Origin of the sequence: Muricoccus pecuniae (assembly GCF_014199205.1) — a bacterium.
Classification (GTDB): domain Bacteria; phylum Pseudomonadota; class Alphaproteobacteria; order Acetobacterales; family Acetobacteraceae; genus Roseomonas; species Roseomonas pecuniae.
Genome location: NZ_JACIJD010000022.1, coordinates 49496 through 64455, shown reverse-complemented (window position 1 = coordinate 64455; position 14960 = coordinate 49496). Strand labels below are relative to the sequence as shown.

The following is a 14960-nucleotide window of genomic DNA, read 5'->3' as shown; positions in this document are numbered from 1 at the left end:
CTTCGTCGAGCACGCCAAGCGGGTGTCGCCGACCTGCCTCGTGCACTTCGAGAGCAACCGCCACAGCGTCCCGGCCTCGTTCGCCAATCGGCCGGTCAGCCTGCGGGTCTATCCCGACCGGCTCGTCGTGGTGGCCGAGGGCCAGGTCCTGTGTGAGCACGCCCGGATCGCCGAGCGCGCGCATGACGTTCCCGGCCGCACCGTCTACGACTGGCGGCACTACCTCGCCGTGATCCAGCGCAAGCCGGGGGCGCTCCGCAACGGCGCGCCCTTCGCCGAGATGCCGGAGGCGTTCCGCAAGCTCCAGGCTCAACTCCTCCGGCGACCCGGGGGTGCGGGCTTCAACCGCCGAGGCTGCGTGACAGGAGTGCGGCCTCGGCGGTGATCAGGGCCGCGAGTTCCTCAGGGTTCTCGGCCTCGAACCGGCTCCTCGGCCCCGTGACGCTGAGGGCTCCCAGCAAGTGCCGCCCTCGTCCGAAGACGGGGGCCGCGACGGCCGCCGTCTCGGGATCGCGCTCACCGAGGGACAGGGACCACCCCCGGGCTCGCACCTCATCCCGTAGCGGACCCGCCCCGCCGGTATAGGCCGTCAGCACGTGCCCGGCCGCGCCCCGGTCCAGCGGCAGCGCAGCGCCTTCCTCAAGGTGGTGCCGGATGAGCCGCGGAGAGTGGTGACGGTAGAGGCAGATGCGTCGCTCGCCCTCGCGGACGTAGAAGGCCGCAGTCTCGCCCGTGCGCTCGACGAGGCGTGCGAGAGCGGGCCGGACATGGTCGGCGAGGTCGAAGGCGTCGCGGTAGAGCAGGCCGAGGCGCAGGGGCGTCGGGCCGAGCCGGAACAGGCCGTCGGCGCCGCGATGAAGATAGCCGAAGCGATCGAGGGATGCGGCGAGGCGAAGGACGGTGCTGGGATAGAGCCCCGTCCGGGCGGAGACCTCGGCAAGGGTCAGGCGCGGGGTGCCGTCCGAGAAGGCGTCGAGGATGGAGAGGGCGCGCTCGACGGCCTCGACCCGCGGCTCCTCAGCATCTCGTGCTGCGTCGGCCTGTCGTTCGACTGAGCGAGGACGTCCGCGGCGGCGAGGCGGGGCGCTGTCTTCGAGGTTGCTCACGGGAGAGGCCTCCGAGCCTGGATGGCGAGACCAGCATTTTCCCGTTGACGGGCCTGCTGATACCTCGCTAGGAGTTTTCATAGAATATAAATATTTTCTGTCAAACAGAAATTAGGTGAAGTGAAAGTCTCCACGTCAGGCCTGCTCCTGGCAGCGCAGAGAGGAAACGCCCATGGTCCCGTGCCACCTGCCCCGACGCGCGCTGATGGCAGGCGCTGCCGTGCTTGCCGCCCCAGCGACGCTGCGCGCGCAGGCGGCATGGCCAACCGCGCCCGTGCGGGTGGTGCTGCCCTACGCGCCGGGCGGCCCGACCGACGTCATCGCCCGCCTGCTCTGCGATACGCTTTCCCAGCGCCTGCCCCAGCGCGTCGTGGTGGAAAACCGGACTGGCGCGGGCGGCAACATCGGCGCCGCCGCCGTAGCGAAGTCCCGCCCCGACGGCACGACCTTCCTCTTCACCAACACCGGGCACGCAGTGAACCGCGCGCTCTACGCCCGGCTGGACTACGACCCCGCGAAGGATCTCACACCCGTCACCATCGTTGCCGAGAGCCCGATGGTGCTGCTCGTGCCGAACTCCTCCCCGGCCAGGACCCTCGCAGAGTTCGTCGCCCGCGTCCGCGCGAAGCCCGGCGAGTACTCCTATGGCAGCACCGGCACGGGTGGCGCCCTCCAACTCGTCTCCCTCCTGATCACCCGGGCCGCCGGGCTGAGGATGGAGGAGGTTCCCTATCGCGGCAGTGCGCCCGCGGCGCAGGACCTCATCTCGGGGCGGCTCGAGATGCTCTACGACGCCGGGGTTACGGCCTTTCCGCTGGCCACCGCCGGCCAGGCGCGCGCGCTCGCCGTGTCGTCGGCCCAGCGCAGCGCCGTCATGCCCGACGTGCCGACGGTGGCAGAGGCGGGCTTCCCCGACGCGACCTTCTCCGTCTGGCAGGGGCTGCTGGCCCCCGCTGGCACGCCGCAGCCCATCATCGAGCGCCTCCAGGCGGAAGTCGCGGCGGTGCTGGCCGAGGGCTCGCTCGGGGCGCGTCTCGTCGAGCTCGGCGCAGAGCGGATCATCGCCAGCACGCCGACCGAGGCGGGGGCCTACGTGGATGCCGAGATGGAGCGCTGGGAGCGCGTGCTCCGCGATGCCGGCGTCCGTCCTCAGTGATGTCAGCGCCAGCCACACAGGAACACACACCATGAGCATCCTCGTCAGCGAGGTCGGCCCGCGCGACGGCCTTCAATCCATCCGCCGCACCATGCCGACCGAGGCCAAGATCGCCTGGGTCCGTGCCCTCGCGACCGCCGGGCTGCGCGAGATCGAGGTCGGCTCCTTCGTGAACCCGAAGCGCCTGCCCCAGATGGCGGACGCGGCGGATGTGGTCCGCGCCGCCCGCAAGATCCCGGGGCTCACGGTCCTGGCGCTCGCCCCCAACCTGCGCGGCGTGCGGGCCGCGGCGGAGGCCGGGGCGCACAAGATCACCATGCCCGTGTCTGCGTCGGAGCCGCACAGCATCGCGAACATCGGCATGACCCACGAGCAGGTCCTGGCCGAGGTGGCGCGGGTGATCGAGTACCGCGATGGCCTGCCCGCCGACGGGCGCCCCGCCATCGAGATCGGCATCTCCACCGCCTTCGGCTGCACCATCGCGGGCCCCGTGAGCGAGGACTGGGTGATCGAGCTGGCCGCCCGGCTCGCTGAACTCGGGGTGGACAGCGTTGGGCTGTCGGATGGGGTGGGCTACGCCAACCCGGCCCAGGTGAAACGCCTGTTCACCCGGCTGATCGCGGAACTAGGCGGCAAGGCGGGCGGCGCGCACCTGCACAACACGCGCGGCCAAGGGCTGGCGAACGTGGTGGCGGCGCTGGAGGTCGGGGTGACGACCTTCGACGCCTCCCAGGGCGGGATCGGGGGCTGTCCCTACTCCCCCGGGGCGACGGGCAACATCGTGACCGAGGACCTGGTCTGGATGCTGGAGGCCATGGGCCACGACACCGGCGTGGATCTGGGCAAGCTGGCCGAGGCCCGGCGCGTGCTGGCCGAGGGTCTGCCCGGGGAGGCGCTCTACGGCCACCTGCCTGATGTCGGCACGGAGAAGGGCTTCTCCTACGCCGCCCGCGGGCCCGTGCCCGAGGGCACCGGGCGCGCCGCCGGTGCGAGGGAGTGCGCGGCATGAGCGAAGCTCCCCTGCCACTCGAGGGCGTGCGCGTCATCGAGCTGACCCACATGGTCATGGGGCCAACCTGCGGCCTCGTCCTGGCCGACCTCGGTGCCGAGGTCGTCAAGGTGGAGCCGCGCGGCAAGGGCGACCGCACGCGCTACCTGACGAGCAGCGGCACCGGCTTCTTCGCGGCGCTCTCGCGCAACAAGAAGTCGGTCCAGCTCGATACCGAGGACGACACGGACCGCGAGACGCTGCTCCGCCTGGTGGACAGCGCCGACGTCCTGATCGAGAACTTCCGCCCTGGCGGGCTGGAGGCGCGCGGCCTGGGCTACGCCGCGCTCTCCGCCCGCAACCCGCGGCTGGTCTACTGCTCGCTCAAGGGCTTCCTGCCCGGCCCCTACGAGAACCGGACCGCGCTGGACGAGGTGGTGCAGATGATGTCGGGGCTGGCGGCCATGACCGGCCCGCCCGGCCGCCCGCTGCGCGCGGGCGCCCCCGTCAACGACATGATGGGCGGCATGTTCGGCGCCATCGCGATCCTGGCCGCCCTGCGCCAGCGGGAGGCGACGGGCCGCGGCCAGCAGGTGCAGTCCGGGCTGTTCGAGAACGCGGCCTTCCTCGTCTCCACCCACATGCTCCAGGGGGCCATCACGGGGGCACCGCCGCCGTCCATGGCAGCGGGACGGCGGGCCTGGGGGGTCTACGACGTGTTCACCTCGGCGGACGGCGTGCAGCTCTTCGTCGGCGTGGTGACCGAGCGCCAGTGGCAGATCTTCACCGAAGCCCTGGCTGAGCCCGCGCTGCTCGACCGGGCCTACGCCACCAACAACGAGCGCTCCGCCGCGCGCGAGACGTTGATCCCGCTGGTGCAGTCCATCCTTGGCCGCCGTCCGGCGGCCGAGTTGGAGGCGCTGTGCGAGAAGGCAGGCCTGCCCTTTGCCCGGATCAACCAGCCGGGCGACCTCTACGATGACCCGCACCTGATCGCGAGTGGCGCCCTGCTGCCGGTGACGCTCCCGGATGGACGCCCAACCTCGGTTCCGGCCCTGCCGATCGTGTTCGGCTTCGGGCGGCTGCCGCTGCGCCACGACCTTCCCCGGCCGGGCCAGCACGACGACGAGTTGCTGGCGCCGCTGCGGGGCGACACGCCGCCCGCGGCGCCAGCCAAGGAGGAACGCCTGCCCACCGCCGCGGCGCAGAAATAAGAGGAGGAAGGCCATGAACCGACGCACCGTCCTGCTGGCCGCCGCGGGGAGCGCTGTCACGCGCGGCGCCGCGGCCCAGGAGCCCTGGCCCACCCGGCCCATTCGCCTGATCATTCCCTACCCGCCCGGCGGCGGGACGGACGTCATCTCGCGGGAGATGGCGGCACGCCTCGGCGCGCTGACCGGCTGGACCATCGTGGCGGAGAACCGCCCGGGAGCAGGCGGCAACATCGGCATCGACCTCGTGGCAAAGGCGACGGACGGGCATACGATCGGGATGGGCCAGACCTCCAATCTGGCGGTCAACCCGACACTCTACGCCGCCAACATTCCTTACCAGCCGCTGCGGGACCTCGCGCTCGTCTCCCTGATCGCGTCGCAGCCGAACGTATTCGTGGTGGCGCGCAACGCACCCTTCCGCACCCTGCAGGACGTAGTGGCCGCGGCCCGCGCCCGGCCGGGGCAGCTGACGGCCGCCCATCCCGGCAACGGCACTGTCGGCCACCTGAGCAGCGAGATGGTCGCCCTCGCCGCGCGCGTGAACCTGACGATCGTGCCGTATCGCGGGGCAGGCCAACTCGTCACCGACATGCTGGCCGGGCGCCTGGACCTCTACTCCGCCAATCCGCTCGCGGTGAAAGGGATGCTGGATACGGGGGAGTTGCGCGCGATCGCGGTCACCTCAGCCCAGCGGATGCGCGCCCTGCCGGAGGTGCCGACGGTGGCGGAATCCGGCTTCCCCGGCTTCGACGCGGTGAACTGGACGGGCCTTGTCGCCCCCGCCCGTATGCCCGCTGCCGTCGTGACCCAACTCAACGAGGCAGTAGGGCGTGCCCTGCGGCAGGAGGAGGTGATGGCAAGGCTGGCTGGCGAGGGCAGCGAGCCCACACCCTCCTCCCCCGACCAGTTCCGCACTTTCCTGACGTCAGAGATCGAGAAGTGGGGGCGCGTGGTGCGCGAGGCCCGGGTGCAGGCGGACTGACCGGACTGCCTCCCCGGGCCAGAAGTGGGGAGATCCGCCTCGCGACGGAAGGATCGAACGTGCTGCCGGCACCTGGGACGAGGGGGAGGCCGCCCGTGACCGGCGGGATCGCCTTGCTCCTCTTGAGCCGGCTCGCGGGCGAGGTGGCGACGCGTGTCCTAAGGCTGTCAGTCCGGGGCCTGAACCGCCGAGCTGGGTGGGAAACGGCTGTTCAGGCGCGGCCATTCCCGCCCGGCCCAACGCGCAGTGCTTCGCTCCTGAATCTCCACCAGATCGATGATTTCGACGCAGTTCCAGAGGCAGCTTGTGCGGAGAACGTGCACGGTCCGGAGAACGCTCCGGGCGCTGGAGGTTGCGACCGATGATCCGACAGTCGTCTCGCCGGTGAGCGCCCGGCTGGTTGCGGGCTTGAACGGCTCAATTCACGCTGCGCCGATCTTTCGAAAACCAGAACAGACGCGCCCTCCCCTCCACATCGCCAATGAGCGACACGGACCCCCGATTACCCCTGGTGATCAAGCATCTGATCGGGTCCTGTACCCGTAGAATCCCCAGGGCCGCATCAGACCGCGCAGTATTCCTCTCTGATCCGCGGGTCGGCCAGGAGATTCCGTGCCGTATCGGCATGCACAATGCGGCCCTGGTCCATAACATAGGCGCGGTCCGCAATGGCCAGCGCCAGCTCTACGTTCTGCTCCACCAGTAGGAGCGTCGTTCCGCCGTCGCGCATCCGGGCAAAGAGCTCGAACATCTCGTCCACCAACACGGGCATGATGCCTTCGCTCGGTTCGTCGAGGAGGACCATTGCAGGATCCGAGGCGGTCGCGCGAGCGATGGCCAGCATCTGCTGCTCGCCGCCGGACATGGTGGTGGCCTGCTGGTCCAACCGCTCCCGCAAGCGAGGAAAGGTCTCGGCGATGCGCTCGATCACCTGTCCCTCCCGGCTCCGGATCGGGGAAGAGACAAGGCCCAGCCGGATATTCTCGCGCACGGTCAGGCCGGGAACGATGCGGCGCTCCTCCGGCACATAGGCCAAGCCACGACCGTAGCGAGCATGGGCCGGTAGGCCCAGCAACTCCTGCCCATCGAAGTGTACGGAGCCCCGCACGCGCGGAAGGAGGCCCATGACGGATTTCAGCGTCGTCGTCTTCCCCGCGCCGTTGCGGCCGATCAAGCAGACGATCTCGCCCCGCTTCACCTCAAGCGACACGTCCTGCAGGATGTGGGCGGAGCCGTACCAGGCGTCGAGGCCGGTGACCGAGAGCATCAGGCGCGCTCGCCCAGGTAGACGCGCCGCACCTCGGGATGGGCGCGGATCTCCTCCGGCGCTCCCTCGGCCAATAGTTCCCCGTGATGCAGGACAAGCAAACGGTCCGAGATGCCCATGACGAGCTTCATCTTGTGCTCCACCAGGATCACCGTGCGCTCGCGCGCGAGGCGGCGGATCAATTCCATGGCCACGACGGTCTCCTTGGGGGACATGCCGGCAGTGGGCTCGTCCAGCAGGAGCAGGCGCGGGCGGCTGGCGAGCGCCATGGCGATCTCGAGGCTGCGCTGCTCCCCGTGGGCGAGGCTGCCCGCGGGCGCCCCTGCTCGGTGGGTGAGCCCCACCTCCTCCAGCAAGGAACGCGCCTCCTCCGCGAGGCCGGGCAGTTCGTCGCGCCGGCGCCAGACATCATGGCGGGAGACGAGGGCCTGGGCGGCGATCCGAACATTTTCCAGCGCCGTAAGCGCGGGGAAGACGTTGGTGATCTGGAAGGACTTGGCGATGCCCAGCGCCGCGAAGCGGTGCTGCGGCGTGCCGGTGATGTCGCGCCCCTCAAAGGCGATCCGCCCCTCGCTGGGCGCGAAGGCACCGCTGATAAGGTTAAAGAAGGTGGACTTCCCAGCCCCGTTCGGCCCGATCACGCTCGTCAGCATTCGCGCCGGAAAAGATGCTGTGACGCCGTGCAGGGCGCGGAAGCCGCCGAAGCGCATCCCGAGCCCCTCGACGCTGAGGATCGGCCCGCTCATCGCAGCCTCGCCACCAACGTGCCCCAGATCCCCTGGCGGGCCAGGAGAATGAAGAGGACGAAGACAACGCCGACAACCAGCGGCCAGTGCTCCGTCCGCGTGCTCACCACGCTCTCCAGGAAGAGGAAGACGGCAGCCCCGACGAAGGGCCCGAAGAAGGTGTTCGAGCCGCCCAGGATCGCCATCATCACCGCCACGCCGCTGGTGGTGTAGTGCAGCGTCTCGATCGGGACGATGGAGAGGTGCAACGCCAAGAGGGCACCCGCCAGCCCGCAGAAAGCGCCCGACAGCGTCATCGCCTGGAGACGGACGAGCCGCACGTCGAAGCCGCAGGCCTTCGCGCGGGCCTCGTTCTCCCGCACCGCCAGCATCGCCGCGCCGAACGGGCTGGCGAGAATGCGCGCCAGCAAGGCGACCGCGCCCCAGACCAGCAGCCCGATCACGGTGTAGCGCACCGCGGGGGTGGTGAAGTCCAGCGACAAGCCGGGAATACCGAGCGTGCGCAGGTTGACGCCGCGCAGCCCGTTCTCCCCACCCGTCCAGGGCTCCGCCTGGTAGAAGCCGAAATAGGCGACCTGGCTCAGGGCGAGGGTCACCATGGCGAAGTAGATGCCGCGCGTCCGCACCGCGAGCGCGCCCATGACGAAGGCGATGAGGGTGCCGGCCAGGGTTCCGGCAAGGATGCATGCGCCCCAGGGCAGGCCGAGATGCACGAGCGCGATGCCGCAGGCATAGGCTCCGCCCCCGAGCAGCGCCGAGTGGCCAAAGGAGAGTAGCCCGACATGCCCGTACATGATGTTGAAGCCGAGCGCGTAGAGTCCGTAGACGAGGATCATCACCGCCAGCGCCGTGTAGGGCGTAATGAAAGGCAGGATGAGGATGAAGAAGCCGGCACCCAGCACCGGGTGGCGAAAGAACCAGTCAGCCACAGCCCTCACGACATCAGCCCCGCGCGGCCAAAGAGCCCCTGGGGGCGCAGCAGCAGCACCACCGCCATCAGCAGGAACATCGCGACCTTGGACATCTCCGGCAACAGCAGCGCGCTCATCGCTACGGTGACGCCCACCAGCAATCCCGCGACGATGCCGCCGACGAGGCTGCCCATGCCGCCGACCACGGTCACCACGAAGGCCTCCGCCAGCACGGTCGTGCCCATCTCCGGCGACACGCCCTGGAGGGGCGCGGCCAGCACGCCGGCCAGCCCCGCAAGTCCGGTGCCGAGCCCGAAGACGAGGAGCCAGACACGTCCGACATCGACGCCGAGCACGCGCACAATGGTCGGGTCGCGTGCTCCGGCGCGAATGATCAGCCCGTAGCGCGTGCGCTCGATAAAGAGCCAGAGGCCGAGCAGCACGGCCGCCGTAACCCCGATGACGAAGAGGCGGTAGAGCGGAAAGTAGCCAATCCCGATATCCACGGTCCCCTGGAGGATCTCAGGTGCGTCGAAAGGCAGGGCCTGCTTGCCCCAGCCGATCCGCACCAACTCGACGAAGACGTAGGTCAGGCCGAAGGTGAGCAGCAGCGGATCGTCGATATGACGCCCATAGAGGCGGCGCACGAGGAAGCGTTCGACGAACAACCCCACGGCACCGACCAGGAGCGGCACGCCCACGAGGCAGACCCAGAAGTTGCCGCCAGCCGCCAGCAGGAAGACGCCGGCATAGGCGCCGAGCATGAAGAAGGCGCCGTGGGCGAAGTTCACCACCGTCAGCATGCCGAAGATGAGCGAGAGGCCCACGGCCAGCAGCACGTAGACGGCGCCTAGCGCCAGGCCGGTGAAGGCTTGAAGAACGAGGAGGTCCGGCGGGAAGCCGAGAATGGTCATCCGTGCCCGAGCTCCGAGCAGGAGCGCAGGTTCTCCTCGTCCGGGTTCTCGGTATGGACGATGTCAAAGACGTCCACATCGTCCCGCGCCGTCGTCTTGCTTTCCACCACCAGCACGGACTGCACGGACTGGTGGTCGCAGCCGCGGTAATACTGGGGACCCTTGTAGTAGTCGTAGCGCAGGGCGCGCATCGCCTCGACGACCTTGTCCGTCTCGGTGGTTCCGGCTGTCTTGGCGGCTTCAAGGACCGTCCGCACGCCACCATAGCCGAGGGCGCCGTAGTCGCTCGGCACCCGTCCGCCATGCTGGGCGCGGAAGCGGTCGTTGAAGCGCTTGGCGGAGGGCACGCTGTCCTCCAGCTTCCAGTAGTAGGAGGTGCCGCCGATCACGCCCTGGAAGGGGGCGGAGCCGCCTGCCAGCCGCGAGGTGTAAAGCAGCAGGGGCGCGACGAGCTTCGTATTGCGCTTCAGCCCGAAATCGGTGGTCTGCCGCACCGCAATCTGCAGATCCCGGCCGAAATTGCACAGGAACAGCACGTCCGGCCGCAGCGCCTGGAGGCGGGGGAGGAAGGCGGAGAAGTCCGTGGCGCCGATCGGATGGCGGATATCGGCTACCGTCTCGATCCCGAAGGCGCGGCCGGCACGTTGGAAACCGCGCACCATCTCGTGCCCATAGGCGTAGTCGGCGGTCAGGAACGCCACGCGCTTGCCGAGGCGGGAGAAGGCGTAGCGCCCGACGGCACCGGCCGTCATATGCGGGTTCAACGCCTCGTGGAAGGTGGTGCGGGACCAGTCGCTCCGTTCGTTGATCGCGTCCGACTGGCTGATCGAGTTGAAGATCACCCCGCGCTGCTTCGTGACGTTGTTGATCGCGAGCTGCACGGCGGCGGAGAGGCCGCCGACGACGAAATTGACCTTGTCGCTCTCCACCAGCTCCAGCGTGCGGGTCGCGGCCTCGCCGGGGTTCAGGCGGTCGTCTCGCACCAGCAACTCGGCCATGCGGCCGCCCAGCCCGCCGCTCTCGTTGAATTCGCGGATCGCGACCTCGGCGGCGCGGACCTGGTCCTGCGCCTCTGCCCCGTAGGCACCGGTGAGCGGAACTGGGAAGCCCACCTTGATCGTTCCCGCGCCCTGGGCACGCAGGATGGCCGGCGCGGCGAGGAGCCCCGCGGTGCCGAGGAGGATATGACGACGCTGCATGACGTTCCCCTACCCTGGCCTATACCTTGCCGAGCGCGCGAAGGATGCGCTCGGGTGTGGCCGGTTGCTGCTGGATCTTCGCCGCGCCGAGCGGCCGCAGGGCATCGTTGATCGCGTTCATCACCGCGGCCGGCGCCCCCGCCGTCCCGGCCTCGCCGGCACCCTTGGCGCCGAGCACGCTCTCCTTCGTGGGCGTCTCGACATGGCCGACGGCGATGTCGGGCATCTCGCCCATCATCGGGACGAGGTAGTCGGCCATGCTGCCCGTCAGCAGGTTGTCGCGCTCGTCGTAGAGGCACTCTTCCAGCAGGGCGGCGCCGATGCCCTGCACCACGCCGCCGCGGACCTGCTCGTCCACCAGCAGCGGGTTGATGACGGTGCCGCAATCCTCCACCACCCAGTGGCCGAGCAGCTTCACGAAGCCGGTGTCCGGATCGACCTCAAGGTAGGAGGCCTGCGCGCCGTTTGTGAAGGCGAAGGGGTACTGGCGCGGAAGCCAGTGGCGGATGACCGAGAACTCCGGCTGGAACCCCGGCGGCAGCAGGTCCACGCGGAAATAGCCGAGGCGCCCGACCTCGGCCATGGCCATGCGCGGCGCTCCGGCGGCGTCCACCACCTGGCCATCGCGCAGGTCCAGATCCGACGGATCCGCCTGCATCACCGCGCCGGCCAGGGCGAGGATGTTTGCCTTCAGCGCGCGCGCGGCCTGGAGCGCGCTCTCGCCACCGATGCCGGCGCCGCGACTGGCCCAGGTGCCGCCGCCATAGGGCGTGCGCTCCGTATCGCCGGTGACGACGCGCACATCCTTGACCGGGATGGAGAGCTGATGCGCGACCACCTGGGCCAGCACGGCCTCCGTCCCCTGCCCCTGCTCCGTCACGCTGCTGCTCACGGTCACGCTGCCGCCGGGATCGAGGCGGACCATCGTACCGTCCTGTGCCGAGATCGGCGCGCCGCCGATGCCGTAGAAGGCAGGGCCGGGATTGGTCAGCTCGACGAAGCTGGCGAGGCCAATGCCGCGATAGACGCCGCGCGACCGCGCCTCCGCCTGATCCCGGCGCAGCGCGTCGTAGTCCATCATCGCCAGTAGCTTGTCGAAGGACTTCTGCAGGGAGAGCGCCTCGAAGCGCAATCCGGCCGGCGAGGTGTGTGGATAAGCGTCGTCCGGGATCAGGTTCAGGCGGCGCAGTGCGGCGGGGTCCATGCCCAGCCGCTCGGCCGCGAGATCCATCAGCCCCTCGGTCACGGCCACGGCTACCGGGTGCCCCACGGCGCGGTACTGGCAGGTGGGGGTGCGGGTCTGGAACGCCACGCGCAGCCGCGCCTTGTAGGCCGGGAGCGCGTACCAGGACCCCGTGAGGTTGACGACCTGGTTCCCCTCCACCGCGGAGGTGCGGGGGTAGACGGAGTACGGGCCGATCCCCGTCACGTCATCCATCTCCAGCGCCCGCAGCCTTCCATCCGGCCCCACGGCGAGCCGCGCCGCCACTTCGTGGTCGCGACAATGGATGTCGCTGGTGAAGCTCTCCAACCGGTCCGCGATGAACTTCACGGGGCGGCCGAGTAGGCGAGATGCCACGCAGGTCGCGATCTCGTCGGGGTAGATATGGACCTTGATGCCGAAGGAGCCGCCGACATCGCCGCAGACGACTCGCACGGCCGCCTCCGGCAGGGCGAGGTGCTTGGACAGCACCTCCCGCATCATGTGCGGGGCCTGGAAGGAGTGGTGGACGGTCAGCTTCTCCTCGCCAGGCTGCCAGTCCGCCAGGATGGCACGCGGCTCCAGGGTCACGCCGGTGTGGCGGCCCGTGCGGAAGGCGGCCTCCACGACCACGCTGTCCTCCAGTGCGAAAGCCGAATCCGCGCCGCCCACGTCGACGGCGCGGGTGAAGGCGAGGTTGTCCCGCAGCTCCGGATGAAGCGGCGCCGCCTCCAGGGCCGCGGCGAGGGGAGGAAGCGGTTCCAGTTCTTCCCATTCGATGTCGATGAGGGCCGCCGCGTCCTCCGCCTCCGCACGGCTGCGGGCGCAGACGATCGCGACCGGCTCCCCCTGCCAGGTCGCCCGCTCCCCCGCGAGTGGCCCTTGGGGCGCCGATTTCAGCCCGGTGAAATGCGCCAGCGTGCCGACCCATGGGGTGCAGACGCCGTCCATGTCGGCGCGGGTGAAAACCCCGGCCACCCCCTGCATGGCACGCGCCGCCGCCGTATCCACCGAGACGATCCGGGCATGGGCAAAGGGAGAGCGCAGGAAGGCCGCGTGCAGCATTCGCGGCAGCCGCAGATCGTCCACGTAGCGGCCCTGGCCGGCCAGGAGCCGGGCCGCGTTCGGGCGGGGAACGCTGCGGCCGATATAGGAGTTCGGGCGGTCGAGATCGGAGAGGGGGTTGTCCATTAGGCCCGGCTCGCCGTCTCGATGGCGTCCACGATGGCATGGTAGCCGGTGCAGCGGCAGTAATTGCCGCTCATGTGGTCGCGGATCTCCTCCCGCGTCGGGGATTTCACGTCGCGCAGCAGCTCTGCTGCCGCCACGATCATGCCGGGCGTGCAGAAGCCGCATTGCAGCGCGTTCCGCTCGCGGAAAGCCTCCTGCAACGCCGCCACCTCGCCGGTCGCGGTCAGCCCCTCGATGGTCCAGACTTCCGCCCCCTCGCAGGCAGCGGCGAGGACGAGGCAGCCGCGCACGGCATCGCCGTTCACCCGAACGGTACAGGCGCCGCAGACGCCGTGCTCGCATCCGGCATGGCTGCCGGTCAGCTCCAGGCGCTCCCGGAGGAAGTCGATCAGGTGCGTCCGAGCGGGCGCCGTGGCTTCGACCGCCTCCCCGTTCACGGTCAGGCGAAGGATTGTCTCGCTCATGCCGCGCTCCCGATCGAGTGGATGGCGCGCCGCGTCAGGACGCGCGCGAGATGCAGCCGCATGGCGGCGGAGGCGTGATGGTCGCCGGGAGGGTCGAGGTCGCGATCCAACGCCGCAGCGGCGGCCTCGGCGGCTTCGGCCGGGGGGAGGCCCTCGGCGGCGGCGGCGGCCGAGGTGGCCAGCACCGGACGCAGGCCGCCATTGACGAAGGCGGCGCGCAGGTTGCGCACCAGCCCGTCCCTCAGCCCGGCACGCAAGGCGATCCCCACCAGGGCATAGTCGCCGTGCCGGCGCGAGAGCTCGTCGAAGGCGTGGCGCGCATCGGCGGGCGGGGGCGGGAAAGTCACGGCCTCCAGCAACTCCGTCTCGCCTAGCGCGGTCTCGTAGAGGCCACGGAAGAAGGCCTCGGCCGGCACGTCCCGCCGGCCATCCGGGCCGTGAAGATGCATCACCGCACCGCAGGCCAGCGCGACGGCCGGATACTCCGCAGCCGGGTCCGACAAGGCGAGGCTGCCGCCGATCGTGCCGCGGTTGCGGATGGCGGCGTGCGCGACGTGCGGCACGGCCTGGGCGAGGAGAGGCGCGTGCCGAGCGACCTCAGCGGAGCGCAGGATCTCCACATGGCGCGTCAGTGCGCCGATCCGCAGCCCTGCCGGCGTGACGACGATGCCGCGCAGCTCCGACAGCCCCGTGATGTCCACGAGAAGCCGGGGCTCACTGAGGCGGAGGTTGAGAGCGGCGATGAGGCTCTGCCCGCCAGCCAACACGCGAGCATCCGAACCATGCTCGGCCAGCGCCGCGAAGACCTCGCCGATGTTGCGGGCGCGAAGATACGCGAAGGCTGCGGCTTTCACCTTGACCCCATTCCTCCCTGGCGCAACACACTTCGTGGCGTGCCGCTTGTTTCCCGACGGTAAGCAAGCGATCAACAAAGTCAACAAGGTTGTCGGCGCTTGGCAAGAATGACGTCCGAGGCCCGCGAGGCGGCCATCGTGGCCGCCGCGGTCGCCTATTTCGCGGAGGCGGGATTCGGCGGCACGACGCGGGAACTCGCTCGCCGGCTCGGCGTGAGCCAGGGCCTGCTGTTCCGCTACTTCCCCACCAAAGAGTCGCTGGTGGACCGCGTGTACGAGGAGGTGTTCGGCCGAAGCTGGCGCCCCGAATGGGACGCGATCCTGGACGGCGAGGGCGAGGTCGAGGAGCGTATCGTGGCCTTCTACGCCGACTACGCCCGCGTCGTGCTGGAGCCCCGCTGGATCCGGCTCTTCCTGCTCTCGGGACTGCGTGGCTACGACATCCCCGCGCGATGGGTTCGCATGCTGCGCGCCCGCGTCTTCCGCCGCGTGACAGGTTTGCTGCGGCGCGACATGGGCTTACCCGAGGAGCCGCCGAGCGACGCAGAGATCGAGGCGGTCTGGGGCCTGCACGGCAGCCTCGTCTATCTCGGCGTTCGTCGCTCCATCTTCATGATGCGGCCGTCTCTGCCGGTGGATGCGCTGGTGGAGCAGCAGGTGCGGATGTTCGTCGCGGGATTCCGCGCGATGCTCACCGCGCGCTTGACTGACGCCGAAGCGGCCGAATAGCCTTCATCCCAAATGATCGTGCGATCAGCACGAAGAAC

General features: G+C 69.8%; 14 protein-coding genes and 1 pseudogene. 6 read left to right on the top strand and 9 right to left on the bottom strand.

Annotation, left to right across the window (positions count from 1 at the left end; genetic code table 11):
- Positions 1 to 334 (top strand): annotated as a pseudogene (locus FHS87_RS18955) (Mu transposase domain-containing protein); the annotation flags it as partial.
- 7 nt (positions 335 to 341) lie between these two features.
- Here the strand turns inward: FHS87_RS18955 and FHS87_RS18950 are convergent.
- Positions 342 to 1106 carry an IclR family transcriptional regulator gene (locus tag FHS87_RS18950; RefSeq protein ID WP_184520954.1) on the bottom strand — a complete coding sequence of 255 codons (765 nt, stop codon included), beginning with the start codon at positions 1104 to 1106 and terminating at the stop codon, positions 342 to 344.
- A 172-nt stretch (positions 1107 to 1278) separates the two neighbouring features.
- Here FHS87_RS18950 and FHS87_RS18945 point away from each other — a divergent pair, with 172 nt between their 5' ends.
- From FHS87_RS18945 to FHS87_RS18930, 4 genes are read left to right on the top strand one after another with little or no spacing between them, the layout of a single operon-like run.
- On the top strand, positions 1279 to 2262 hold the full coding sequence (locus tag FHS87_RS18945; protein ID WP_184520953.1) for a Bug family tripartite tricarboxylate transporter substrate binding protein: 984 nt from the start codon (positions 1279 to 1281) through the stop codon (positions 2260 to 2262).
- A gap of 31 nt (positions 2263 to 2293) precedes the next feature.
- On the top strand, positions 2294 to 3271 hold the full coding sequence (locus FHS87_RS18940; protein WP_184520952.1) for a hydroxymethylglutaryl-CoA lyase: 978 nt from the start codon (positions 2294 to 2296) through the stop codon (positions 3269 to 3271).
- Positions 3268 to 4464, top strand: coding sequence for a CaiB/BaiF CoA transferase family protein (locus FHS87_RS18935; protein ID WP_184520951.1), 1197 nt, complete (start codon positions 3268 to 3270; stop codon positions 4462 to 4464). Before FHS87_RS18940 ends, FHS87_RS18935 begins: the two co-directional genes overlap by 4 nt.
- 13 nt (positions 4465 to 4477) lie before the next feature.
- On the top strand, positions 4478 to 5446 hold the full coding sequence (locus FHS87_RS18930; RefSeq protein ID WP_184520950.1) for a Bug family tripartite tricarboxylate transporter substrate binding protein: 969 nt from the start codon (positions 4478 to 4480) through the stop codon (positions 5444 to 5446).
- A gap of 562 nt (positions 5447 to 6008) precedes the next feature.
- Here the strand turns inward: FHS87_RS18930 and FHS87_RS18925 are convergent.
- Genes FHS87_RS18925 through FHS87_RS18890 form a run of 8 tightly spaced genes read right to left on the bottom strand, consistent with a single transcriptional unit; the run spans position 6009 to position 14193 of the window.
- Positions 6009 to 6713, bottom strand: a complete 705-nt coding sequence (locus FHS87_RS18925) for an ABC transporter ATP-binding protein (RefSeq protein ID WP_184520949.1) — start codon at positions 6711 to 6713, stop codon at positions 6009 to 6011.
- Positions 6713 to 7459 (bottom strand): ABC transporter ATP-binding protein, encoded by a 747-nt coding sequence (locus FHS87_RS18920; RefSeq protein WP_184520948.1) that lies wholly within the window; start codon positions 7457 to 7459, stop codon positions 6713 to 6715. Before FHS87_RS18920 ends, FHS87_RS18925 begins: the two co-directional genes overlap by 1 nt.
- Complete coding sequence (locus FHS87_RS18915) at positions 7456 to 8388, bottom strand: branched-chain amino acid ABC transporter permease (RefSeq protein WP_221300135.1); 933 nt, start codon at positions 8386 to 8388, stop codon at positions 7456 to 7458. The genes FHS87_RS18920 and FHS87_RS18915 overlap by 4 nt, the downstream gene beginning before the upstream one ends.
- A gap of 5 nt (positions 8389 to 8393) precedes the next feature.
- Complete coding sequence (locus tag FHS87_RS18910) at positions 8394 to 9284, bottom strand: branched-chain amino acid ABC transporter permease (protein WP_184520947.1); 891 nt, start codon at positions 9282 to 9284, stop codon at positions 8394 to 8396.
- Complete coding sequence (locus FHS87_RS18905) at positions 9281 to 10483, bottom strand: ABC transporter substrate-binding protein (RefSeq protein WP_184520946.1); 1203 nt, start codon at positions 10481 to 10483, stop codon at positions 9281 to 9283. Before FHS87_RS18905 ends, FHS87_RS18910 begins: the two co-directional genes overlap by 4 nt.
- A 19-nt stretch (positions 10484 to 10502) precedes the next feature.
- Entirely contained in the window at positions 10503 to 12875 is a 2373-nt protein-coding gene (locus FHS87_RS18900) for a xanthine dehydrogenase family protein molybdopterin-binding subunit (protein WP_184520945.1), read from the bottom strand.
- On the bottom strand, positions 12875 to 13339 hold the full coding sequence (locus FHS87_RS18895; protein ID WP_184520944.1) for a (2Fe-2S)-binding protein: 465 nt from the start codon (positions 13337 to 13339) through the stop codon (positions 12875 to 12877). The genes FHS87_RS18900 and FHS87_RS18895 overlap by 1 nt, the downstream gene beginning before the upstream one ends.
- Positions 13336 to 14193: an FAD binding domain-containing protein gene (locus FHS87_RS18890; protein ID WP_184520943.1), complete on the bottom strand. Its 858-nt coding sequence runs from the start codon at positions 14191 to 14193 to the stop codon at positions 13336 to 13338. The genes FHS87_RS18895 and FHS87_RS18890 overlap by 4 nt, the downstream gene beginning before the upstream one ends.
- A 108-nt stretch (positions 14194 to 14301) precedes the next feature.
- Here FHS87_RS18890 and FHS87_RS18885 point away from each other — a divergent pair, with 108 nt between their 5' ends.
- Positions 14302 to 14922: a TetR/AcrR family transcriptional regulator gene (locus tag FHS87_RS18885; RefSeq protein ID WP_184520963.1), complete on the top strand. Its 621-nt coding sequence runs from the start codon at positions 14302 to 14304 to the stop codon at positions 14920 to 14922.
- Positions 14923 to 14960 lie beyond the last annotated feature (38 nt).

Bases quoted from the DNA above. Each gene is read 5' to 3' on its own strand.
- FHS87_RS18930 (WP_184520950.1), top strand. From the start codon at position 4,478: ATGAACCGACGCACCGTCCTGCTGGCCGCCGCGGGGAGCGCTGTCACG.
- FHS87_RS18945 (WP_184520953.1), top strand. From the start codon at position 1,279: ATGGTCCCGTGCCACCTGCCCCGACGCGCGCTGATGGCAGGCGCTGCC.
- FHS87_RS18940 (WP_184520952.1), top strand. From the start codon at position 2,294: ATGAGCATCCTCGTCAGCGAGGTCGGCCCGCGCGACGGCCTTCAATCC.
- FHS87_RS18895 (WP_184520944.1), bottom strand. From the start codon at position 13,339: ATGAGCGAGACAATCCTTCGCCTGACCGTGAACGGGGAGGCGGTCGAA.
- FHS87_RS18905 (WP_184520946.1), bottom strand. From the start codon at position 10,483: ATGCAGCGTCGTCATATCCTCCTCGGCACCGCGGGGCTCCTCGCCGCG.
- FHS87_RS18900 (WP_184520945.1), bottom strand. From the start codon at position 12,875: ATGGACAACCCCCTCTCCGATCTCGACCGCCCGAACTCCTATATCGGC.
- FHS87_RS18910 (WP_184520947.1), bottom strand. From the start codon at position 9,284: ATGACCATTCTCGGCTTCCCGCCGGACCTCCTCGTTCTTCAAGCCTTC.
- FHS87_RS18935 (WP_184520951.1), top strand. From the start codon at position 3,268: ATGAGCGAAGCTCCCCTGCCACTCGAGGGCGTGCGCGTCATCGAGCTG.
- FHS87_RS18885 (WP_184520963.1), top strand. From the start codon at position 14,302: ATGACGTCCGAGGCCCGCGAGGCGGCCATCGTGGCCGCCGCGGTCGCC.
- FHS87_RS18925 (WP_184520949.1), bottom strand. From the start codon at position 6,713: ATGCTCTCGGTCACCGGCCTCGACGCCTGGTACGGCTCCGCCCACATC.
- FHS87_RS18920 (WP_184520948.1), bottom strand. From the start codon at position 7,459: ATGAGCGGGCCGATCCTCAGCGTCGAGGGGCTCGGGATGCGCTTCGGC.